Origin of the sequence: Mesorhizobium humile (assembly GCF_033977215.1) — a bacterium.
In the GTDB taxonomy this organism is placed as follows: Bacteria; Pseudomonadota; Alphaproteobacteria; order Rhizobiales; family Rhizobiaceae; genus Mesorhizobium; species Mesorhizobium humile.
The window spans coordinates 278,255-299,907 of the sequence record NZ_JAVIIV010000004.1; the positions used below are offsets into that span (position 1 = coordinate 278,255).

Sequence of the window (21,653 nt, forward strand, 5' to 3'; positions counted from 1 at the left end):
CTGCCGATGGCCAGGACGGCCGGTCGTTACGTTACCGCGATGACCTTGCCTGTTGCATCAAGGCGACACAGGACTTTCGCCTGTCGCACCTGGACGCCACCTCGGAGCGCATAGTCTATTCGCACCTCGATCGGCGCCGCTAGGCCGGCGTGGCGTTGGCGCATCGGGCCGGCGCTGACCGCGGATACGCGCACCGCGCCGAGCGGCCTCGCGGCGGATACGATCGCCGCGCGGCACGCGCTCACGACTTTGGGCGGCGTGCCAGGCCTCGCTTTCAGCGACACCAGGGGCGCAAAGGGATAGCCCGCCTTAGATCGCCCAAACTCGCCGCCACGTGTGCTGGAAGGCTTCAGGATGGATGGGAGGCTGATCGCGGTTGTCGCGCTTTTGGCGGAGAAAACCGCGAGGTTGTCGGGGGCCGCGGTTTCCGGGCTGCCTGGAGTTGCTGTGCCGGCACCTGCCGAAACGCCTGCGCCGATCGATCCGGTATCGGCATTTGTGGCCGCGCCAGCGCTAACGCCGCCTGAGCCCGCTGACGCGCCAACGCGTAGGCCGCCCGACCAGCCGACACTTGCCCCCACCCCTGCGGAAACGCCTTGCGAACCGACGCTCACTCCAGCGCCAACGCTCGCGCCGCCGATTTGGCCGCCTCCACCGACATCAAGGGCCGCTGCTGGTCCAGTGGCGGCTGCGATCATCAAGGCGACTGCCACGTATTTGTCCATTTCGGAACCCTCCTACGGCCTGCGTTAGCGCTATTCCAAATGCGCTCCTGGCCATCTTCATCGAGGCGGGGTCGGAAGCAACGCGTCGGGGAGAGTAATCGTCGTCGCCACCAAAACCCGTTTCGGTGTTCTCGCAATCTTCGTTTTGTTTTTGTCCGGCAAACCTGTTTGACGGGCGGGTTGGCCATCCTGGCTGGCAAGTCGAACCGCGGTGGAACGCGCCCGCGGCGCGTGCTCGATCTGCGCTGTGCGGCGCGCGCTTTGCACCTTGACAAGGTCGATCGCCTTTCGCGCGGCGGTAAGGGCAACGGACATGTCGGTCAATTTTTGACGCTCTTGCTCCAATGCGACGCTGAAGTCGGCAGAAGCCTGCCTTGCCGCGTCTCTTTCCCGACGGGCAATCTCGACATCACTTGCGGCCGAAGCTGCGCGCGCGCGTTCCATATCCAATGCCTCGTTGGCATGTGTTGCGGCGGCGACAGCCAACTGGAGGTCCTTCAGCGCATCAGCCCGCTCCGCCACAGCCAAATCTGCGCGTCTCTCATTGGCGTCGCCAGCCTGATGGGCCATGGCGAGTTCGTGTTCGGATTGCTCGAGCTTATCCCGCCCTTCGGCTAGCGATTGATTTGCCTCGGCCAGGGCCGCATCCTTGGCATTACGTGCTTCGTCCAAGGAAATGGCTTGTGCTTTCAAGCCTTTGATCACGCGCCGAGCCGCTTCCAGGTCGAGTTTGAGAGCTTCGTTGCTTTGGTTCGCCACATGGAGAGCGTTTGCTTGCTCCGCCGACGTGCCGGCCAGCACTCTTGCCTGCGCGCTTGCTGTGCGCTCGGCGTACTGGCTCTGGCCCAGTTGCGCTTTTGTCGAAGCCAGTTCACTTCGCGCCGCGGCGATCTGTTGCTGCATTTCGGCGCCATTGTCCGCCGGAGATATTAGCGCCAAGAGCAGGATGCATCCGGGAACGGCGCTCCACCTCCAGTGGCTCATGCTGAAGCGGACCCATGCCGGGCGCGGGTCGCCCTCGAACTCGTCATAAGATCCATGTGTGAATGTCACGGGCCTCCGTCCTCTGTCTGCTGGACATCCCTCGCGATTCTCAAGAACACGCCATAGCGGCTGTGCGTTCCCGGATACAACTTCAGGCGTAGGAAGCATCATCCAAATGAACTAGGTACCTTGGCTGGCCGTATCCGAGCAGAATTTGCCGACGGCGGGTTGACCAATGTCGGACGGTGGAAGCGAAGTGATGCTTCGCACTAATTCGCTTGCCGGTTTCGCCGGTGGAAAGGCGAGGGACTTCAATTCAACCAGTTCGGCTATCTGCAACGTCCCCGGTCACTGACCGACGCGTCAGCGACCTGGCGACCGGCGAGATCGCCTATCGCCGCGGTTTTGCCAATGCCGGCCATTTCAGCCGCGTCTTCCGCCAGCAGACCGGCATCAGGCCGATCCATCTCAGGCACCCGAGCCGCGCGCTGCGGCCGCCGCGAAATGATGCCGTCCGGCGACGCCCTGGTCGGGTCGCATGTCCGGCCTGGCCGATTGCGGCGGCGACAGCGCGAACCGTAGCTTCGTGACGAGCGGCGGTTGCGCCGCTGTTGCAACAGTCGAATTCGCCTTCGGAGAGCCATGCCGCATTATCCAGACGCCATGCCCGGATCGAAGACCCTGTTCGAGCGCGCCAGGAAGGTGATGCCGGGCGGCAACACGCGCACCACGGTCTTCGTCGACCCGTTTCCGATCTACGCCGCGCGCGGCGCGGGGTGCAGGGTCTGGGATGTCGACGGCAATGCCTATTACGACTGCATCAACAATTTCACCGCGATGATCCACGGCTACGCGCATCCCGATGTCACGGCGGCCGTGGCCGAGCAACTGCCGCTCGGCACGGCCTTCGGCGCCCCGACGCTGAGCGAGATCGAGCTTGCCGAGCTTCTGGTCGAGCGGCTGCCTTCCGTCGACCAGGTCCGCTTCACCAACTCCGGCACCGAGGGCGTGATGATGGCGATCAAGACTGCGCGTGCCTTCACCGAACGGTCGAAGATCGTCAAGATCGAGGGCGCCTATCACGGCTCCTACGATTTCGCCGAGGTCAGCCTGGACTCATCTCCCGCCAATTGGGGCGACCTGCCCAGATCGACGCCCTATGCCAAGGGAACGCCGCGCGGCGTGCTGGACGACGTGATCGCCGTGCCCTTCAACGACACCGAGGCGCTGCGCGCGGTCTTCGCCGCCGAGGGCGGCGGCATCGCGGCCGTGCTGATCGACCCGATGCCCAACCGTGCCGGCCTGATCCCGGCGCGCCGGGATTACCTCCTCGCCATGGCCGAGATCGCCCACGCGGCGGGGGCCTTGGTCATCTTCGACGAGGTCATCTCGTTTCGACTCGGATGGTCGGGTGCGCAAGGATTGTGGGGCATCGAGCCCGACCTGACGGCGCTCGGAAAAATCATCGGCGGCGGTTTTCCGGTCGGCGCCGTCGGCGGCCGCGCCGATGTCATGGCGGTGTTCGATCCGACCGCCGGCAAGCCGGCGCTTCCGCATGGCGGCACCTTCACCGCCAATCCGGTCACCATGCGCGCCGGCCTTGCCTCGATGCGGGCGCTGACCAAAGAAAGCTTTGCCCATCTCGATCGTCTTGGCTCGTTCTTGCGCGACGGCGTCACCGCCTCCTTCGAAAAACATGGGCTCGACGGTCAATGTGTCGGCCTGGGCTCGCTGTTCAAGGTTCATTTCACGTCACATCCCGTCACGGATTACCGCTCCATCTATCCCGGCCAGGCCGAGCGGAAAAAATTCGACGCTTTCCACAAGGGCCTGCTCGGTCGCGGCGTGCTCTCCGCCAGCTACGGCCTGTTCGCGCTGTCGACGCCGATGACCGGGGAAGATGCCGGCGCCATCCTTCATGCGATCGACGAGACCCTGGGCGAGATCGCCGCGCAGTGCTGAAAGCAGGTGGACTACAAATGACGGCTTCTCCTCATGTCGTGGTGATCGGCGCCGGCACGCTGGGCATGTGCACGGCGCTCAACCTTGTCGAGCAGGGCGCGCGCGTCACGGTGCTCGAGGCGCAGTCGATCGCTTCCGGGTCGAGCGGCAGGTCGGTCGGCGTCGTCGGATCGCAATTCACCGATCCGTTCGAGATCATGCTTCGCGTTCATTCGCTGCGCCGGTTCCGCAAGTGGGAGGGCGAGGGGCTTCAATTCAACCACATCGGCTATCTTCGGCTGGCGCGCACGCCCGAGCAGATGGAACTGTTCGCGAGATCGGTCGAGATCCAGGGCGAGGCGGGCCTCAGGTCGCGCCTGATCCAGGCAGACGAACTCAGGCAGCTCGTTCCGCACATCAACCCTGACGGGCTCGAAGGCGGATTGTTCGGGCCCGACAACGGATTCCTCGATCCGCACGAGATGTGCAATTTCCTGGCGGGCATCGTGCGCGCCAAGGGCGGCGAGATCCGCCAGTACCGCAAGCTGCTCGGCGTAGAACGGCACCCGGGCGGCTATGCGCTGGAAACTGGCGGCAGCCCGGTCGATCGCGAGCGACGGCTGATCCACTGCGATGCGGTGGTCAATGCGGGCGGGGCCTGGGCGCCGCAGGTCGCCGCGCTCTTCGGCCAGCGCCTGCACATCTGGCCCGAGCGCCACGAGGCCGTCGTCATCCATCTCGACGAGCCGCTCGGCTACACCATGCCGATGGTCATGGACCTGGTGAACGGCGAAGGCAGCGGCCTCAATTTCCGCCACGAAAGGCCGGGCGAGCTGATCGCCGAGATCCACAAGGTGAACTCGGCCGCGCCGGAAGACCCCGACAATTACAACGAGCAGTGCGAGGAGCAGTCGAAGGTCGATCTGGCGGAGCTGCTTTTGGAACGCGTGCCCGATCTGCCCGGCGCGCGGCTCGGCCGGGGCTGGGCGGGCCTTTACCCGGTCACGGCCGACCATCGCCCCTTCGTCGGGCCGATCGATGCCTCGGAGCCGACGCTGATCACCGCCGCCGGCGCCGGCGGCTACGGCATCCAGCTCGCCCCGGTGATCGGCCAGATCGCCGCCGACTGGGTGCTTCAGGGCGCGCCGGTTTCGGTGCCCGGCTCGCAGAGCCTGGCGCCATCTGCTGAACGCAATATCCCGGGCCACTGACCGATGCGCCACGCCGGCTCGGATGCCTAAGATGCCACCGTTCCCGTTAACCATCGATTAACTATCCGGTGGCCTTTAATAGGGTTCTGGAGGATACTGATTTTGGCCGCGAGCAATGATCTCGCAGCTGCCGAAATTGGAAAAGAAGCGGCGGGGATACCGTCGCCGTCTGCCGGGGAGGCGCCCAGCATCTTTGATGAGGGAGCGCCGGAATGAATATCGAGGAAGCAGTCACTGCGGCGACAGCGGGGTCGGGCGCGCTCCTGTCCTGTCTTGGCCAGCCCGTCCTGGCCTATCACGTCACGGCCATCATGCGTGAAACCGACGCGAGGCATGCGCGGCAGATGCAACTGGCCTTGCTGCGGCGGAGCATCGAGGCGCTTGTCGACGACGGCCTCGAAGGCACCGAAGCCGAACGCTTTGCATCGCAGTTCGACGGTCGCGTCGGCTCAGCCTGGGACCTGCTGCATACGGCCGGCGACACCTCGCACTGATCTCCTACAGACGGCTTTATCAGGGCCGTATGTAGCTCTTGCGGCATGAGGTAGACTGCCGGCTGCGTCTGACGTTCATTGAACGGGGGCATGCGATGCAGGCGATACCGATAGCGCATCCGGCGGGCCAGCCTGCCGCCGTTTCGATACCCTCGCTCGGCGGCTATCCCACCGCTGTGCTGTGCTGGCTGCTCTCGGCCGGTGTCTATATCGCGGCCAAATGGGTGGCGCCGGAAATGCCGCCCTGGGGACTGTGCTTCTGGCGGCTCTTGCTGGCCTGCGCCATCCTTTTGCCGATCGTGCACCGCCATCACGGCGCGATGCTTGCGCCTCTCAAATCCCGACCGCTGGAGATCGTCGCGGTGGGGGCGATCGGCCTGACGCTCGGCGCGGCCTTCATCGTCGTCGGGGTCGTGCTGGCGACGGCCATCAAGCCGAGGGCGGTTGCGGCAAAGGCGTGAGGGAGCGACAAACGCGTCGATCGGCTGTTCGCATGGGCAAGTCGATTTGGGTTCCTGGACCGTGAGCCGTCCGGGCCAAGCTTTCCTAAATTAGCCGATTTTGCTATTGGCTGCCCTTCGCAGCGCCGGTCAGGGCCGAAGGGGGATCATGGCGATCGACAAGCGTGTGAACGCATGAACGGCGGCCAGCACATGCTGGAGCTGCGCGTGCTTGGCGATTTTCAGGTGGTGCGCGACGACCAGCCGGTTGACCTGCCGCCATCGCGCAAGACGCGGGCGCTGCTCGCCTACCTCGCCGTCACCGCCCGGCAGCACCAGCGCGAGCGGTTGTGCGAGATATTCTGGGACATTCCCGACGATCCGCGCGGCGCCTTGCGCTGGAGCCTGTCCAAGATCCGCCAGGTGCTGGGCGGCGACGGACTCGCGCTCGTCGCCGATCGCAACGCCGTCGCGCTCAACATCGATACCGATTACGCGCGGCTGGCGCCGCTGGTGAAGGCCGACCTTTCCTCCCGCACGAGTGAAGAGCTGGAAGCCGTCTTGGCCTCGATCCGCGGCGGCTTTCTTGCCGATCTCTCGCTCGAGCGCTGCTTCGACTACGAAAGCTGGCGGCAGGCCATCGCCAGCGAGGTGGAGATCGTCGAGCTCGGCATCCTGCGTGAGTTGGTCGAGCGCCTGGCGGACCAGCCGCGACGAGCGCTACCGTTCGCCCAGCGCCTGCGCGGCCTCGTGCCCGACGATGCGCGGCTCGCCGCCGAGATCGAGGCGTTGGAGGACAGGGTCCGGTCGGCCACCGCTCAAGCCCCGGGAAGCGCGTCGCAATCCAGCTCCGCCCGGCCGCCGCAAACGGCGTCGAAACCTGCGTCATCGCAGGATCCTGGCCGCGCCGTGCAATTCTGCCGGGCTCTCGACGGCACAAGGCTCGCCTATGCCAGTACCGGCAGCGGCCCGGCGATCCTGCGCGCCGCGCACTGGATGTCGCATCTCACCTTCGACTGGGACAGCCCGATCTGGCGGCACTGGATGCGCGAACTGTCGCGCCAGAACCGGCTGGTGCGTTACGACGAGCGCTGCAACGGCCTGTCGCAGCGGCACGTCGTCGACATTTCGTTCGAGACCATGCTGTCGGACCTCGAATGCGTGGTCGAGGCGACGGGACTCGACCGCTTCACCTTGCTTGGCCTGTCGCAGAGCTGCGCGGTTTCGATCGCCTATGCCATCCGCCATCCCGAGCGGGTCTCGGGCATGATCCTTTATGGCGGTTACGTCAAAGGCTGGCGGGCACGCGGCGACGCGGGCGAGATCGCGACGCGCGAGGCCGCCGCGACGCTGATGCGCGAGAGCTGGGGCAAGCCGAACCCGATGTTCCGCCAAGCCTTCTGCTCCATGTTCATCCCCGGCGCCACGCACGAACATTTCGCCTGGATGGACGATCTGATGCTGCGCACCGTCTCGCCCGACGATGCCTGGCGCCTTCAGAGTTCCTTTTCGGTGATCGATGTCAGCGACTTGCTGGACAAGGTGCGCGTTCCGACGCTGGTGCTGCACGCGCGGGACGACAACGTCGCACCCGTCGAATCCGGGCGCACCATGGCAGCGGGCATTCCCGGCGCGCGCTTCATCGAGCTCGAGAGCCAGAACCACATCCTCCTCGAAGGCGAGCCCGCCTTCGAGGAGTTCATCGACCACGTCCGCGCCTTCATCGCCGAGACGGCGGGCGGGTAACCGGGCGCTGGCGCAGCTCTCAGCTCTTAGCCAATGGCACGGTGAAGACCGTCGCGGTGCCGGTGAGGCAAAGCTCACCGGCTTCGTTGCGCACCGATGTCTCCAGCTTGGTGATCGGCTTGTCGGCGCGCACCTCCTTGACCTCGACACGGCCGGTGATCAGTTCGCCGACGCCGACCGCCTTGACGAATTTCCACGACACTTCGAGGAACACCGAGCCGGGGCCGGGCAGGTCTTCCGCCACCACTGCATTCAGGATGCCGGACGTGATGCCGCCCTGCACGATGAGCTTGCCGAACACCGAAGCTTCGGCCAGCGCCTTGTCGAAATGCAAGGGGTTGCAGTCGCCGGTCATCTCGGAGAACGCATCGATATCCTGAGGCTGCGTGCGCCGCGAGCGCTCGGCGAAGGCGCCCACCTTTGGTCGACCCTTGATGACGCCGACCCACCCGTCCTTCATCACATGCACAGTCATGGTCTTGCTCCGGTTCGGTTGCGATTGAGGTTCGAGCCGGCCGAGGCCGGCGGTTCGTCCTGGTTGGCCGGTGCCCGGTGGGCCGTCGGCCGCGATGCAGAGGAAGGGGCGCGGCGCACCGGCGCCGGCTGCCCGGCCAGCGCCTGAACCTCGGCCTTCAGCACTGCGCTGAAGCGGCGATGACGCTCGCCGAGATCGTCGAGCGTCCAGTCGAAGCCGGCGATCGCGTCGGTGGTGTCGAGGATCTGATTGGCGATCATGTCGCGCTGCCGCTGCCAGATCGCGAATGCCGCGTCCGAGCCGTCGAGGATGGCGCGCGCGAGGCCCTCCGCATCGCGCAGCGCATCGGAAATGCCGTGCGAGGTGATCGGATCGCGGAAGAAACCGGCATCGCCCACCAGCGCCCAGCCGGGGCCGTGCGCCTGGCGGATATAGCCAGGCACGCCCCGAAACGCCTGCAGGCGGGCATCCTTCGGCGCTCTGGCCGCCTGTGCGGCCAGCGCCGGCGAAAGCGCCTCGAGCACATCCATGCGGGCGCGGGCGTGGCCGAGGCGGAAGCGCTGGTCGAACAGGCTCGTCGGCACCGAGGCGACGATGCAGGCGAGGCCGTCATTGCTCGGGATGAACGAGCCCGCGATCCCGTCGCGGAAGTACCAGTGGTAGCCGGTGCCGGGCTCGACCGGCGCATAGCCATAGACATGGGCGGCCGACACCGCGCCGCGCCGCAAGGGCTGGGCGTCGACGCATTTTGCCACCAGCGAGCCGACGCCGTCGGCGCCGACCACGATATCGGCGCTGACCCGGAGCGACGCGCGGCCGGCGGCGCGTATTTCGATGCCGCGCACGCCCCCGCGCGTGTCTGCGAAGAGATCGCCGACCGCCACCTCGTGGAGGATTTCCGCGCCGGCCTTGCGCGCCGCATCGACCAGGATGCGGTCGAGCACGTTGCGCCGCGGCGCGATCAGGCCGGGAATGTCCGAACCGGCGGCGAGCGGGATGGTGATCTCCTCATCGCCATAGTGGAAGGTCGTCGTCTCGATGAGCGGCGTGCCGGCCTCGAGCAGCGGCTTCAGCAAGCCCCAGCGCCACAATTGCAGAACGGCGGGCCGCATCAGCGCATGCGTTGACAGCGTGTCGGAGCCATAGGGCTTGCGGTCGATCGCCAGCACCTTGAGGCCCGCGCGGGCGAGCAGCATCGCGGTCGCCGCACCCGCGCAGCGCGCGCCGACGATGATGGCGTCATAATGGCCCCGCTTCGGAACGGCCATGAGGGAGATCGGGTTGCTTGCCATGGTCTTGGTCCTCAGGCCGCCCTGCGGCCTTTGCAGTCGAGATGACGGGAGATTTCAGCGGCGATCGCCTCGGCGTCCGTGCCGGCGCCGCCGATGAAGTTGGAATCGCGCTTGCGCAGGAAGCGAAAGCCGAGCGCGTAGAGGCCGGGCACGCTGGTGACGCCGCCCTGATGCGCGAGCTCGCCGTCGGCGCCGAGCGCCAGCGGCTCCAGCCAGCCGAACGAGCGTGCGTAGCCGGTCGCCCAGATGATGGTGCGGATCGATCCGTCGGTCAGCGAAAGCCGCTCAACGCCGGCCGCCGGCATCGCCACCGGCTCGGGCCGGTATGGTGTCGGCGTGCCTGCGAAGCGGTCGATCTGGTCGAGCAGGCGCGCCAGCTTCGCTTCCGCCGCCGCGATGTGCTGGCCGAGATCGCCGGCAAGGGCGATCTCGCGGTCGCCGACGCCATGCACCCGCCCGGTCAGCTCCACGCCGAGCGCCTGCAGCGTGGCGAGATCGACATCGGCCCTGTCGGGCCGGCCGGCGAGCTGCAGCGAAGGCTGGCGCCGGGCGCTTTCCGGATCGGCGAGGTCTTCCTGGCGCTGCGCCATCAGGCCCATTGCGCAAAGCCAGAAGAAGATGTCCTGGTCGCGCCATGTTCTGGGTAGGCGCGTATGCTTACCGACCGAAAGCATCACGCGCCGCCCGGCACGGGCGAGTTCGTCGGCAATCTGCACGCCGGAGGATGAGGCGCCGACGACCAGCACGCCGCCGCTGGGCAACTCGCCAGGCGAGCGATATTGCGAAGCGTGGATGCTGAGCGGCCCGCGAAGGGTCTCGGCAGAAAAAGGAATGACCGGCCGGTCGCAATGTCCCGTCGCGACGACGACCGCGCGCGCCGACCATTCGCCGGCGCTGGTGCGCAAGGCAAAGCCGTCGCCGGTCCGCTTTGCAGATATGACCTCGACATTGGTCTCGACGGGCGCATGCCATTGCCAGGCGTAGCGCTCCAGGCTTTCGACGAAAGCCCCTTTGCTCATGAAGCCGTCGGGATCGTCGCCCTCGTAGGGCGAGCCGGGCAGGGCGTTCAGCCAGTTCGGCGTGAGCAGCCTCAGTGAACGCCAGCTCTGCGAGCGCCAGCGCTCGCCGATCCGGCCGCGCTCCAGAACGGCATGGTCGATGCCGGCCTGGCCAAGGCAATGGCTGAGCGCAAGGCCGGCCTGGCCGGCGCCGATGATGACGACGTCCGCGCGTCTCATAGGTACTGTTCCGTCAGTGGGAGCGGAGGCGGCCCGGATTGGCTCCGGACCGCCTGCCGACTTACTGGATGGTCTTTATGCCGACGGTGACGGGCACACCCTTGGTCAGCACGTCGAACACGGCCGAACGGGTGCGCGACTGCTCGACCAATTGCTGGAGCTTCTCGGCCGGCGCGTCGCCTTCGATCTCGAACGACACCTGGATGTTCTGGAAACCGTTGCGGACCTCGTCGGAAATGCCGAGGATGCCGCGCAGGTCGATGTCGCCCTCGACCGAGCATTTCACCTTGGTGAGCTTGATGCCGCGCGCGGCAGCAATGTTGGCGACGCCCGCCATCAGGCAGCCCGCCAGCCCGTGCAGCAGCCACTCGACCGGGGTCGGCGCATTGTCGGCGCCGCACAGGATCGCCGGATGGTCGGCGTCGGCATAATGGGGCTTCTCGTGCTTCTGCTCGTTGCCGGCGCCGAAGAAGCCGTTCATGACGGTCTTGCTGTGCGTGCCTTCGATCCATTCATTGTGGGCGCGGAACTGGAACTTGGCCAACTCGGGCTGCCCGGCGACGAAATTGATCGTCGCCATCAGGTTCGGCGTGTCGACGCCATTGAGCGGAAGCCGTGCAGGTTTGGTGTTGGGTTGCATCTTCATCTCCAAAGGTTCGTTTGCGGCTTGGTTGCCGTGACGGCCTCTGTTTGCCGATGAAGCGTTTGAACGAGAGTGGGTGCGATCGTGGAATTTTTCATACGCCTACCGTGGAAATTGCGTTGGACGTATCGTTTGAAACGAAGCGTCGGCGCCGCCTGACCGAACGCAAAAGCCCGGGCGTGGGGAAGCCCGGGGCTTGGCGACAGCGTGGTAATGATCGCCATCGGCTGTCATCCGGCGTTGCGGATATCCATCCCATCGGCGCCGGACGCGGCGTAGTGCATCGAGGTGTAATGGTCGATTTCCGAACGGGCGATACCCATGTCCTTGAGCAGATAGTCGGGCATGGCCTGCATGGCGGCGCGGTCACTGCGCATCCTCATCGCACGGTAGACAAGGCTAAGCGCGCGGCCGGCAAAGCCGGTAAGGCTGAAGCCCGCGCGACCGGTTTCATAAGCGGTATGTTCCAAAGTCGTCATCGTTGTCTCCATCGTTTTGCGGCGCGATCCTTCGCGTCGTCGATGGGACGGCTTGTGGCTTACGACCGGGGGAACCAGCGTTGGAGCGGGCGTCGAAATCGCCGTGGAATCCGGCGTTGTCTCAGTTTGAAAATATCATCCTTTTCCAATGCAGCACGGACCGCGTCGTGGCGAAGTCCTTAGACTTTCGCTTATATCAGGATTCGCGTATATAAGGGCTGCGTTACTATGCTGATTTTCAGAGGGGAATTAAATCATGCGCAAACAGCAATCGCTTGGACTGGCGCTTCTGGCTTCCATATCGCTTTTCCTCACTGAGGCCGCTTTGGCGAAAGATGCCTACAAAACACCATGCAGGGCGGATGCCCAGCGACTGTGCAAGATGGTCGACAATGCAAAGGGGTTGAACTGTCTTAAACAGCACATCAGTGAGCTCACGCCTGCCTGCAAGGCGTTTCTCTCCAAGAAATGAACTGCGACCAAGACCGAATGCGTGGCAAACGCCCGGGCCTGCAAGAAGGCGGCCGCCGTCAGGAAATCCGCCGCCCTGCTTGGTCCAGTAGCACGCAGTCGTCCGGGTCGAAGCCTAGCTCGATTGTCTCGCCTTCTGTGAGCACGCGGCCATCGATCGGGGCGTTGGCGCGGATGTTCGCCGCGCCGCCTATGTCGACCTCGTAGATGGCGCTGCCGCCGAGATAGGAGGCCGACACGACCCGGCCGGGCAACCGGTTGGCGCTCGCTCCGCCGACCGACAGTTTCTGCGGCCGCACCACGACGGTGACGGCGCTGCCCTGCGCCAGCGCTTTGGGTGAAAGCACTCTGACCGTCTGGCCGCTGGCGAGCGTGACCGCTGTCGGCCCGTCGGATCTGCTCACCGTCCCGGAAAGCATATTGGCCTTGCCGAGGAAGTCCGCCACGAAGGCGGTGGCCGGCCGCTCATAGACCTCTTCGGGCGTGCCGATCTGCTCGGCCGAACCGGCATTCATCACCACGATGCGGTCCGACATCGACAGCGCTTCTTCCTGGTCGTGCGTGACGAAGATGGCGGTGATGCCGGTTTCCTTCTGGATCTTCTTGATCTCGACGCGCATTTCCTCGCGCATGTTGGCATCGAGCGCCGAGAGCGGCTCGTCGAGCAGGAGCACCTGCGGCTCGAACACGATGGCGCGGGCCAGCGCGATGCGCTGCTGCTGGCCGCCCGACAATTGCGAGGGCAGCTTCTTCTCGCTGCCCGGCAGCCGCACCATGTCGAGCGCCTGGCCGACCTTGCGGCTGATCTCGGGCTTGGCGACGTTGCGGTATTTCAGCCCGAAGGCGACATTGTCGAACACGCTCTTGTGCGGAAAGAGCGCATAGCTCTGGAAGACCAGCCCGATGTTGCGCTTGTAGATCGGCACGTCGTCGACGCGCCGGCCGCCGATCATGATCTGGCCGGCCGAAATGTCGACCAGCCCGGCGATGGAGCGCAGGATCGTCGTCTTGCCGCAGCCCGAGGGGCCGAGCAGCGTGACGAAGCTGCCCTTGCGAATCGATAAAGAGAAATCGCGGACCGCGACGAACTTGCCATAGGCGATGTCGATGTTGCGGAACTCGACCGCCGGGCTGCTCGCCTCGGCGGTCGCGATCGCGCCTTCCGCCCCGGCCGAGGCCGGCCGGGGATGGATTTTCGTGTCCTGGCTGTCAGGCACCTTTCGAGATCCTGTTCCACTGCTTGGTCCAGGCGTCCTCGTTGGTCGCCCAGTAGGTCGGATCGGCGAAGGTCAGCGCCTTCATCGTACCGGTCGGATCGAAGGCCGGCAGCTTCGCGATCTTGTCGGTGAGCTTGACCTTGGTCGGGTCGAGCGACGGCGGATAGCTCTGGCCCTCTGCCACCGCGATCGAGGTCGCCGGGTCGAGCATGAAGTTGATCAGCTCTTCGCATTCTGCCATCGGCGAGCCCTTCAGGATCAGCATGTCCTCCATCCACGCATAGGAACCGGCCGGATCGAGATAGCCGATCGGATGGCCCTGGTCCTGCAGCGCCGCGACGCGGCCCGACCAGGCGTCGGTCACCACGATCTCGCCCTTGGAAAGCAGGTCCATCAGCTCCGCGCCGGAGCTCCAGAACTTCTTGGCGAGGTCGCGCGTCTCGCGCACCTTGGCCCAGATCGTGTCCATGTCCTTGAGGTTGTTGGGGTCCTGGCCGGTGGCCAAAGCGGCGTACCAGACGCGCGTCGTCATGTCGGAATAGCCGCCGACCTTGCCGGCATATTTCTTGTCGAGCAGCAGTGCCGCGCCCTTTTCCTTGGCCTCCTCCGGCGAGATCACCTTGGTGTTGTAGGCAATGCCGGTGGTGCCGTAGTCGTAAGGCACGGCCGACAGCTTCGGCGTCAGCTTGCGGAACGGCTCGATCATCGGCTGCAGCACATTCACCATGTTGGGAATGTTGGCCTCGTTGATCTCCGAGGTCAGGCCGCCATTGACGTATTTGATGTAGTAGTTGACGCCCGAGGAATGGATGACCTGATAGTCGCCGGGCTTCGCGGTCTTGATCTTGGTGATGATCTCGTCCTCGTCGCCGAACGTGCCTTGCACCACCTTGATCTTGGTTTTGGCCGTGTAGGGCTGGAAGGCGAACTTGTCGATCGCGTCCTGCACCGTGCCGCCCCAGCCGTCGAAGCGGACTTCCTCGACCGCGGCGAGCGCCCGTCCCATCCACGGCATGGAAAGTCCCGCCGATGCTGCCGCCGCGGCGGTCAGCGTCAGGAAAGTGCGGCGGCTCAGATCGCCATTGGCATACCGGTCGTGCAGCCGTTCAAGCCGCTTGGTCGTCGTCAGTTTCATCGTACTTCCTCCTTTGGTTCGCCGCGTCTCTTTAACTTCGTCAGGCTCTGCAGGATCAGGCCGCCGATCAACGGGATGCCGACGGTCACCAGGATCATCACGGTGCCGAGCGCATTGATCTCCGGGCTGATCGAGATTTTCAGCATGGACAGGATTTGGGTGGGCATGGTCTCGACGCCCGCCGGTCGCCAGAACAGGCTGGCCGAGGTGTTGTCGAACGAGATGGTGAAGGCAAGCAGCGCGCCGCCGACGACCGCCGGGATGAGCAGAGGCAGCGTGATCTCGCGGAAGGACGAGAAGCGCGATGCGCCGAGCGAGAGAGCTGCCTCCTCATAGACGCGCCTTATGCCCACCATGCGTGCCTGCGCGATCAGCACGACATAGGGCACGGCCAGAAGGATATGGCCGAGCACCAGGAGCAGCATGGTGCGCGGCTGGTCGATCGCCTTGATCAGCACCAGAAGGCCGACACCGAGGATGGTTTCCGGCACCAGTGCCGGCAGGATCACCAGCGTGCTCAGCGCCTGCTTGCCGGGGAATTCGAAACGCACCAGCGCGAAGGCCGTGACGACGCCGATGGCCGTGGTGGCGACTGCGGTGACCAGCGCGATCCACAGCGAGGTGCGGAAGGCCGTCAGCACCGCGTCATTGTTCATCAGCTTGGCGTACCATTGCAGCGAAAAACCGGTCATCGGGAAGCCGCCGAACATCGAGGCGTTGAACGACAGGATGACGGTCGCCACGATCGGCGCGAACATGAAGATGTAGACGCAGAGCGTGACGAAGCCGGTCAGCCGCCAGGCCCATCTGCCTTCCTCCTTGCGCCGCGTGCCGCTCATCCGCCCGATTTCCTCATCCACCAAGCCCTTTGACGATCTGCGACATGCCCATGTAGCGGGTGTAGATGGCGGCGAAGAAGCCGAGCACGACGAACAGCACGATCGACAGCGTCGCGCCCATCGGCCAGTTCAATTCGCCCATGATCGTGTCGTAGATCAGGTTGCCGAACAGCGCGTCGCGGCCCGAGCCGAGCAACTGCGGCGTCACATAGCTGCCGGCCGCCAGCACGAAGCAGAGCAGCAGCCCGGCCGCCAGGCCGGGCAGGGAGAGGGGCAGGGTCACCTCGCGGAACGCCTGCGCGCTGGTGCAGCCCATCGAGCGCGCCGCCGCAATCAGCGTGCGGTCGATCCCCTCGAGGCTGACATAGACGTTGAGGATCATGTAGGGCAGGAGGAAATGCAGCAGTCCCAGGATCACCGCGCCTTCGTTGTAGAGCATCTGCAGCGGCTCGTTGATGATGCCCATCTTGAGCAGCGCGACGTTGATGACGCCCTGTTCGCCCAGGATGTTGATCCAGGAAAAGGTGCGGATGGTAAAGCTGATCCAGAACGGCACGATGAGCAGGAGCAAGAGCAGCCATTTGTGCCTGAAGCTCGTCGCCCAGATGAAATAGGCAGGGAAATAGCCGAGCACGCCGCACAGCAGCGCGGTGATCGCGCCGACCCTCAGCGTCTTCAGAAGGAAGCCGGAATAGTAGCTGTCGGTGAAGAATTCCTGCCAGTTTGCGGGGGTCAGCGCGCTGGTTTCGACGCCGGCGGTGACGAAGGTGAAGAACGTATAGGCCGCCATCACCGCGATCGGCAGCACCAGGAAGAAGATCAGCAGCAGAAGCACCGGTGCAACCAGCATCCAGGCCAGGCGTGGATCGTACAAGGTCCAGCGATTGTTCATGCGCACCCGGAGGTAGGCGTCTTCTTCGACGCGCTTATGTTCCCACAGTGAAGATTGTTTCATTGCCGCCGCGATGTCTACAGGCGGTGATTGAGCCAGAGCGGTCGCGTGTCCGCGATTGCCGTCAGGCCCCTCGAACCGGCGCAGCAGTGAAAAGGGACGGCAGGAGCAACCAGATGCATCTCTGGGCGTTGAATGACAGCTGCCGGCTCACGAGGCCGCAAGCCGTGGGCCGCACCCTTTTGGGAGCAGGGCTCATGCCTTCACTGGTGCTCTTTGTGATCAAGAACATCGCCATAGGGGCGATCATCGGGTTGATCGTAGCGTGCTGGCTCGTGGCTTTCGGCACGGTCGGCAGCCATATATCGTCAGGCAACGGGGGCTACGTGGCTGTCGGTATGATCGCCTATTCGATGGCGTCTTCCTTCGGAATGGGCTTCTTGGCCACGGCGCTAATGTTCCTGGAATAGGCCGTCCGGCCGCCGCAACACGCCGTCCGCCCCTATCTTTCCGCAAACGCCCTTGCGAACGAGTCCATCATCGGGCGCACCAGATATTCGAAGAAAGTCCGGTCGCCGGTGCTGATGAAGGTGTCGACCGGGGTGCCGGGATAAAGCTGTTCTCTCTTCACGCCCGGGGGCAGGGCGTCGGCGATCTTCAGCCTGGCACGGAAATAGGGTTCGTGGGTGGCCTGGTCGATCAGCCGGTCGGCGGAAATCTCGCTCACCGTGGCCGGGACTTCCGGCGTAAGACGCGTGTTGAGCGCGGAGAGCCTGAGCTTTGCCTGCTGGCCGACATGCACCTGGTCGATATCCTTCGGCCGCAGCCTGGCGTCCACTACCAGGCCGGATGACGTGGGCAGGATCTCCATGATCTTCTCGCCGGGCGCCACCACGCTGCCTTGCGAATTATAGGTCGAGGACACGACGATGCCCGCCGCCGGCGCGGTGATCGTCGTGCGCTTCAGCACCGCTTGCGCCGCGCGCATCCGCTCCTCGATATCGGCGAGGTTGGTGCGCACATCGTCGAGCTTGGTCAGCGCTTCCTCGACGCGCTGGGTCGTCGCGCGTTCGGTCTGCGCCTCCGCCTCGACGATCTGCGTGTTGGCCGAGGCGAGGTCCGCCTCCAGCGCGCCGGCCTGGCCGACGAGATCGGCCTCCGAGCGCAAGAGTTGCGAATACTCCGTGCGATTGGTGAGGCCCTTGCCCAGAAGATCGGTCTTGATGCCGAGCTCCTTCTTCACCACCTCGGCCTGCTGCTCGATTGCCAACTTTTGCGCGTTCAGCCCTTTGACCGACTCGCGATGCATGGCGACGCGCTGCGCCAGGATCGACTGCTCCGAATGGAACCGCGCAAGCCTGGCGTCGAACTCCTTCTGCTGCTCGCGGATGAGGTTTTCGAATTCCTGCTGGAACGGCGCAGGCGCTGGCTCGGCGATCGGCGCCAGCGTGGCGAGGCCGTCGCGCTCGGCCTCCAGCCGTGCGGCGCTTGCTTTGAGCGCGATCCACTGCCTTGTCAGTCGGTTGAGATCGGCCTCCGGGGCGGTCCGGTCGAGCAGGATGAGGTCCTGGCCCTCCCGGACATGGTCGCCTTCGCGCGCCAGCAACTGCCTGATGATGCCGCCCTCGCGGTGCTGGATCAGGATGTTGCCGTCGGTTGCAGCGATCGTGCCCTGGGTGATCACGGCGCCGGCAAGAGGCGCTTTGGCCGCCCAATAGCCGAAGCCGCCGGCGAGCAGCGCGATCGCCGCGTAGCCGGCGAAGGCCGTGCGGCGGAAATCGGTGCGCGGGCGGCTTTCGAAGATGAGGCTCTGCGTCATCGTTCAGGACCCGTAGCGGATGGTCGGCGCGGCGCGGATGGTTGGCGCGAACGATCCCGTGACCACCGTGCTCCGCTGCGCGCCCTTGCCCGGTTGCCGCAAGATCTCCGCGCTCGGTCCGAACGCCTCGATGACGCCGCCGCGCAAGACCATCACGCGGTCGCAAGCCGAGGCGATCGCGGGGCGATGCGTGATGACGATGGTGGTGACGCCCGCGGCGCGCGCGGCAGCGAGCACCGCTTCCAGTGCTGTCTCTCCGGCGCCGTCGAGATGCGTGCTCGGCTCGTCCAGAACCAGGATGCGCGGATTGCCGTAGAAGGCGCGCGCCAAGCCGATGCGCTGCCGCTCGCCGCCCGACAGCGTTCCGGCGACCGTCGTCTGATAGCCGTCGCGCAGCGAAAGGACCAGCTCATGCGCCTCGGCGCGTTTTGCCGCCTCGATGATCGCCGCGTCGTCCGCGTCCGCGTCGAAACGGGCGATGTTGTCGGCGATGGAGCCCGGGAAAAGCTCCACCTCCTGCGCCAGATAGCCGACATGCCGTCCGAGCTGGTTCTCGTCCCAGGTCCTGAGCTCGGCGCCGTCGATCCTGACCGTGCCGCCGCTCGGCTGGGCAGCTCCGACCAGCAGCCGCGCCAACGTCGATTTGCCGGCGCCGCTCGGGCCGACGATCGCCACCGCTTCGCCGGCGCTTATGGCGAAGCTCAGCCGCTTCAGGATGGGCTCGGCGCCGAATGTGGCGTCAGGCGCGATGAAGAAAAGATCCTGCGCGGCAATCGCGCCGGTCGGGTCGGGCAGGATGAGCCTGCTCGCCGCTGCCGGCTGCGCCGCGAGCGTGGCTGCCAGCCGCGACCATGCGCGCCTGGCGTCGGCGAGCTGCCGCCAGGAACCGATCAGCTGGTCCAGTGGCTGCAGCGCGCGCGACGACACCAGCGAGGACGCGAAGATCATGCCGGCCGTCATCTCGCCCTTGAGCACCAGCCAGGCGCCGGCGCCGAGGATCGCCAGCTGCAGCATCATGCGCAACGCCCGCGACGCGCCGCTGAAAAGCGCATTGGCGCCGGCCGAACGGTCATGCAGGGCAAGCGCGGCCGCCACATGCCGCCCCCATGCGCGCGCGGCGTTCTCCACCATGCCCATGGCGCGCAGCGTCTCGGCGTTGCGGGCAAAGGCCTGCTCGGCCCGGCTGGCCAGAGCCGAGCGCTCCGCCGAGAGCGCATCGTTCCCGCCGATGGCAAGCTGGTTGGCCACGACCAGCACGACCAGCAGCGCCGCGCCGCCGAGCGTCACCCAAAACAGCACCGGATGGATCAGATAGAGCAGGCCCAGGAAGACCGGCGCGAAGGGCAGGTCGAACAGCACCGAAACACCGCGCGAGCGGATGAAGGCGCAGACCGCGGCGAGGTCGGCGAGCGGCGACGGCGCGCTCCGGGCGCCGAGCGAAGCGGCGAACATCCTTGCGCCCAGCCTGTCGTTGACCGTCGCGGCGATGCGCTGCGTGTAGACCGCGCGGATGGCGTCGAGCAAGCCAAGGAAGCCAAGCGCCGCGACCGCGATAATCGACAGATAGACAAGCGTCTCGACGCTGGAGGAGGGCAGGACGCGGTCATAGACCTGCAGCAGGTAAAGCGGGATCACCAGCAGCAGCAGGTTGATGAGCAGCGAGAACAGGCCGACATCGGCGATGGCGCGACGCAAGACCGGCCGCAATCCCGACTGTCCAGCCATTCCCGCACTCCCTGTCGAAGCCCATTGGCCGATCGCCTGATGCATGTCCGTCGGGAAACCGGGAACCGGTTTCGAAAAAGACATGCGCAATATCAGAAGCCTGAAGCGCGCGATCCGAAAGACCGCCCTCGCTTCAGACCGTATGCTCGCTTGTCGTGCTGCTTGCGGTGTGGCTGGTCAGCGCCGCCGCCTGGCTTGGCAGATCGTTCAGCGTATAGGCGTGGATATAATCGATCTTCATCTGCGCCGGTGTCGCCAGATGGTCCGGCGGCGCGCCCGCCTGGCCACCCACCGCGAGATCGACCAGCATGTACATCGGCTTGTTCATGTCGGACGGCGTCGCCGCCGCCGCGACCTGCACGCCGTCATAGGTCCAGATCAGCTTGTCCGGCGTCCATAAGAGGCCATAGGTGTGGAAGCCTGCGGTATCCATGACGTTCACCGTGGATCCGACCGTCGTGTGCTGGCCCGTCTGGTTGGTATGCGCGGTCATCAGCAGCGAATTCGGCTTCTGGCCATACATCTCCATCACGTCGAGCTCCGGCGGCCACGAGCCGTCTTCCGGCAGCAGCCAGAAGGCCGGCCAGGCGCCGGCGTTTTCCGGCAGGTCGGCCTTCATTTCGAAATAGCCGTAGGTCTGCGAGAACGAGTCATGCGTGGTCAGGATGCCGGATGTGTATTCGTAATTGTTGATCAGCGGCTTGATGTCGGCCGGCGCCTGCGCCGCGGTGATGGTGAGAACCCCGTTCTGCACGCTGAACGGATGCACGGAGCTGGTCGGCGCGTAATTGGCGTCGATGTACCACTGCAACTCGCCATTGCGGGTCAGCGTGCTGCCGTTCGGCGCGCCCCACCAGAAGTTGGTGTCCCAGGTGCCGCCCTGGTTGCTGTGAAGGTTCAGCGTGTTGAACTCGTCGCTGAAGGACAGCGTCATGCCGGACTTGTCGATCGGCAGCTGGAAATTGTTGGCCTGCAATTTGTCGATCGTGGTGTTCTTGAATTCGAGGATTTCGCTGGATCCAAGGTTCAGCACCACATTCGGTCCCGCCTGGATCATCGCGTCGTGGACGGCGGCGAACGACGTGAATCCGTAGCCATCGAGCCGGACGGCATCGTTCGAGGCGAAATTGACGATCGAGTCGCTGCCGTTGCCCTTCGCGATGATGAAAACATCGGCGCCGCCGCCGCCATCGATCAGCACATCGTTGCCCGCCCCGCCGTCGATCGTCTGGCCGCCCGCCGTGGCGGTGATGATGTTGTCCAGCGAATTGCCGAAGGCATAGTTGTGGGCGTTGGTGACGACGAGGTTCTCGACATTGTTCGGCAGCGTGTAGCTCATCCATGTGTTGATCGTGTCGATGCCCTCGCCAGGGTTCTCGACCACCTTGTTGCCCGCCGAATAGAGGTAATAGATGTCGTCGCCTTGGCCGCCATACATGGTGACGTTGACGCCGCTGGTGCCCCAGATGGAGTCGTTGCCTGAGGTGCCGTTCATCGTCCCGGGCGAGGACGCCGAAAGCCAGTGATTGGAAGCGCCGCTGTAGTAAAGAGGAACGCCTACCGCGTTGACAACGAAGCTCATCGGACACTCCTTTCTTGGTGGCGCCTGATTTTCAGGCCAACCTGCAAGCCGGCCTATGGTTCCAAGGATTCGCGTTACAGTACAGACAAAAAATTACCACTCATCGATTAATGATTAGAAATAGAGATAATAAGGTGGTTCTAATACAATTTATACGCGATAATTACACGTTGAATTGCTCAATTTTACTCAATATTGCAAGGCTCATGCTGAAATATTGGGCAAGATGCAGCGCGTGACCGCAATCGGCCAGCGTGGCCGCGCGGTGATCGAGGCGCTGAGTCGCCATATTTGCGACGTTGGAC

General features: G+C 64.9%; 20 protein-coding genes and 1 pseudogene. 7 read left to right on the forward strand and 14 right to left on the reverse strand.

The genetic code is table 11. The features are described 5' to 3' along the window. Positions 1-26: 26 nt before the first annotated feature. Positions 27-725, reverse strand: a complete 699-nt coding sequence (locus RFM52_RS09150; protein ID WP_320296103.1) for a hypothetical protein — start codon at positions 723-725, stop codon at positions 27-29. 57 nt (positions 726-782) lie between these two features. After that, entirely contained in the window at positions 783-1,628 is an 846-nt protein-coding gene (locus RFM52_RS09155) for a coiled-coil domain-containing protein (protein ID WP_320296102.1), read from the reverse strand. A 723-nt stretch (positions 1,629-2,351) separates the two neighbouring features. On the opposite strand from RFM52_RS09155, the gene RFM52_RS09160 reads away from it, so the two are divergent. From RFM52_RS09160 to RFM52_RS09180, 5 genes and pseudogenes are all read left to right on the forward strand, one after another. Further along, a complete protein-coding gene (locus tag RFM52_RS09160; protein WP_320296101.1) occupies positions 2,352-3,671 on the forward strand; it encodes an aspartate aminotransferase family protein in 1,320 nt (439 codons plus the stop codon). A gap of 17 nt (positions 3,672-3,688) precedes the next feature. Further along, a complete protein-coding gene (locus RFM52_RS09165) occupies positions 3,689-4,861 on the forward strand; it encodes an NAD(P)/FAD-dependent oxidoreductase (RefSeq protein WP_320296100.1) in 1,173 nt (390 codons plus the stop codon). Positions 4,862-5,073: 212 nt separating this feature from the next. After that, on the forward strand, positions 5,074-5,355 hold the full coding sequence (locus RFM52_RS09170; RefSeq protein WP_320296099.1) for a hypothetical protein: 282 nt from the start codon (positions 5,074-5,076) through the stop codon (positions 5,353-5,355). 95 nt (positions 5,356-5,450) lie between these two features. Continuing rightward, positions 5,451-5,768 (forward strand): annotated as a pseudogene (locus tag RFM52_RS09175) (EamA family transporter); the annotation flags it as partial. A gap of 222 nt (positions 5,769-5,990) precedes the next feature. Next, positions 5,991-7,541 (forward strand): bifunctional AfsR/SARP family transcriptional regulator/alpha/beta hydrolase, encoded by a 1,551-nt coding sequence (locus RFM52_RS09180; protein WP_320296097.1) that lies wholly within the window; start codon positions 5,991-5,993, stop codon positions 7,539-7,541. A 19-nt stretch (positions 7,542-7,560) separates the two neighbouring features. Here the strand turns inward: RFM52_RS09180 and RFM52_RS09185 are convergent, their stop codons facing one another. The 5 genes from RFM52_RS09185 to RFM52_RS09205 all read right to left on the reverse strand — a co-directional run bounded on the left by RFM52_RS09185 (position 7,561) and on the right by RFM52_RS09205 (position 11,668). Continuing rightward, positions 7,561-8,016 (reverse strand): MaoC family dehydratase, encoded by a 456-nt coding sequence (locus RFM52_RS09185; RefSeq protein ID WP_320296096.1) that lies wholly within the window; start codon positions 8,014-8,016, stop codon positions 7,561-7,563. Beyond that, positions 8,013-9,308: an NAD(P)/FAD-dependent oxidoreductase gene (locus tag RFM52_RS09190; protein WP_320296095.1), complete on the reverse strand. Its 1,296-nt coding sequence runs from the start codon at positions 9,306-9,308 to the stop codon at positions 8,013-8,015. The genes RFM52_RS09185 and RFM52_RS09190 overlap by 4 nt, the downstream gene beginning before the upstream one ends. Positions 9,309-9,319: 11 nt before the next feature. Continuing rightward, a complete protein-coding gene (locus RFM52_RS09195) occupies positions 9,320-10,546 on the reverse strand; it encodes a flavin-containing monooxygenase (RefSeq protein WP_320296094.1) in 1,227 nt (408 codons plus the stop codon). 61 nt (positions 10,547-10,607) lie between these two features. Next, complete coding sequence (locus RFM52_RS09200) at positions 10,608-11,186, reverse strand: OsmC family protein (protein WP_320296093.1); 579 nt, start codon at positions 11,184-11,186, stop codon at positions 10,608-10,610. Between the two features lie 233 nt (positions 11,187-11,419). After that, a complete protein-coding gene (locus RFM52_RS09205) occupies positions 11,420-11,668 on the reverse strand; it encodes a DUF1127 domain-containing protein (RefSeq protein WP_320296092.1) in 249 nt (82 codons plus the stop codon). A gap of 256 nt (positions 11,669-11,924) precedes the next feature. Here RFM52_RS09205 and RFM52_RS09210 point away from each other — a divergent pair, with 256 nt between their 5' ends. After that, a complete protein-coding gene (locus tag RFM52_RS09210; RefSeq protein WP_320296091.1) occupies positions 11,925-12,140 on the forward strand; it encodes a hypothetical protein in 216 nt (71 codons plus the stop codon). 58 nt (positions 12,141-12,198) lie between these two features. On the opposite strand, the gene RFM52_RS09215 is transcribed toward RFM52_RS09210, so the two are convergent. From RFM52_RS09215 to RFM52_RS09230, 4 genes are read right to left on the reverse strand one after another with little or no spacing between them, the layout of a single operon-like run. Beyond that, positions 12,199-13,356: an ABC transporter ATP-binding protein gene (locus RFM52_RS09215; protein ID WP_320296090.1), complete on the reverse strand. Its 1,158-nt coding sequence runs from the start codon at positions 13,354-13,356 to the stop codon at positions 12,199-12,201. Further along, positions 13,349-14,491, reverse strand: a complete 1,143-nt coding sequence (locus tag RFM52_RS09220; protein ID WP_140804969.1) for an ABC transporter substrate-binding protein — start codon at positions 14,489-14,491, stop codon at positions 13,349-13,351. The genes RFM52_RS09215 and RFM52_RS09220 overlap by 8 nt, the downstream gene beginning before the upstream one ends. Next, positions 14,488-15,330 (reverse strand): ABC transporter permease, encoded by an 843-nt coding sequence (locus tag RFM52_RS09225; RefSeq protein ID WP_320296089.1) that lies wholly within the window; start codon positions 15,328-15,330, stop codon positions 14,488-14,490. Before RFM52_RS09225 ends, RFM52_RS09220 begins: the two co-directional genes overlap by 4 nt. A gap of 13 nt (positions 15,331-15,343) precedes the next feature. Then, positions 15,344-16,222 carry an ABC transporter permease gene (locus RFM52_RS09230; RefSeq protein ID WP_320296394.1) on the reverse strand — a complete coding sequence of 293 codons (879 nt, stop codon included), beginning with the start codon at positions 16,220-16,222 and terminating at the stop codon, positions 15,344-15,346. A gap of 176 nt (positions 16,223-16,398) precedes the next feature. Here RFM52_RS09230 and RFM52_RS09235 point away from each other — a divergent pair, with 176 nt between their 5' ends. Continuing rightward, the gene (locus tag RFM52_RS09235; RefSeq protein WP_320296088.1) at positions 16,399-16,692 is read left to right on the forward strand and encodes a hypothetical protein; all 294 of its coding nucleotides are present in this window, start codon (positions 16,399-16,401) and stop codon (positions 16,690-16,692) included. 32 nt (positions 16,693-16,724) lie between these two features. Here RFM52_RS09235 and RFM52_RS09240 read toward each other — a convergent pair whose 3' ends face one another. From RFM52_RS09240 to eglC, 3 genes are all read right to left on the reverse strand, one after another. Further along, on the reverse strand, positions 16,725-18,041 hold the full coding sequence (locus tag RFM52_RS09240) for an HlyD family type I secretion periplasmic adaptor subunit (RefSeq protein ID WP_320296087.1): 1,317 nt from the start codon (positions 18,039-18,041) through the stop codon (positions 16,725-16,727). Positions 18,042-18,044: 3 nt separating this feature from the next. After that, entirely contained in the window at positions 18,045-19,766 is a 1,722-nt protein-coding gene (locus RFM52_RS09245; RefSeq protein ID WP_320296086.1) for a type I secretion system permease/ATPase, read from the reverse strand. A 133-nt stretch (positions 19,767-19,899) separates the two neighbouring features. Then, the gene (gene eglC / locus RFM52_RS09250; RefSeq protein WP_320296085.1) at positions 19,900-21,348 is read right to left on the reverse strand and encodes an endo-1,3-1,4-beta-glycanase EglC; all 1,449 of its coding nucleotides are present in this window, start codon (positions 21,346-21,348) and stop codon (positions 19,900-19,902) included. Between the last annotated feature and the right edge of the window lie 305 nt (positions 21,349-21,653).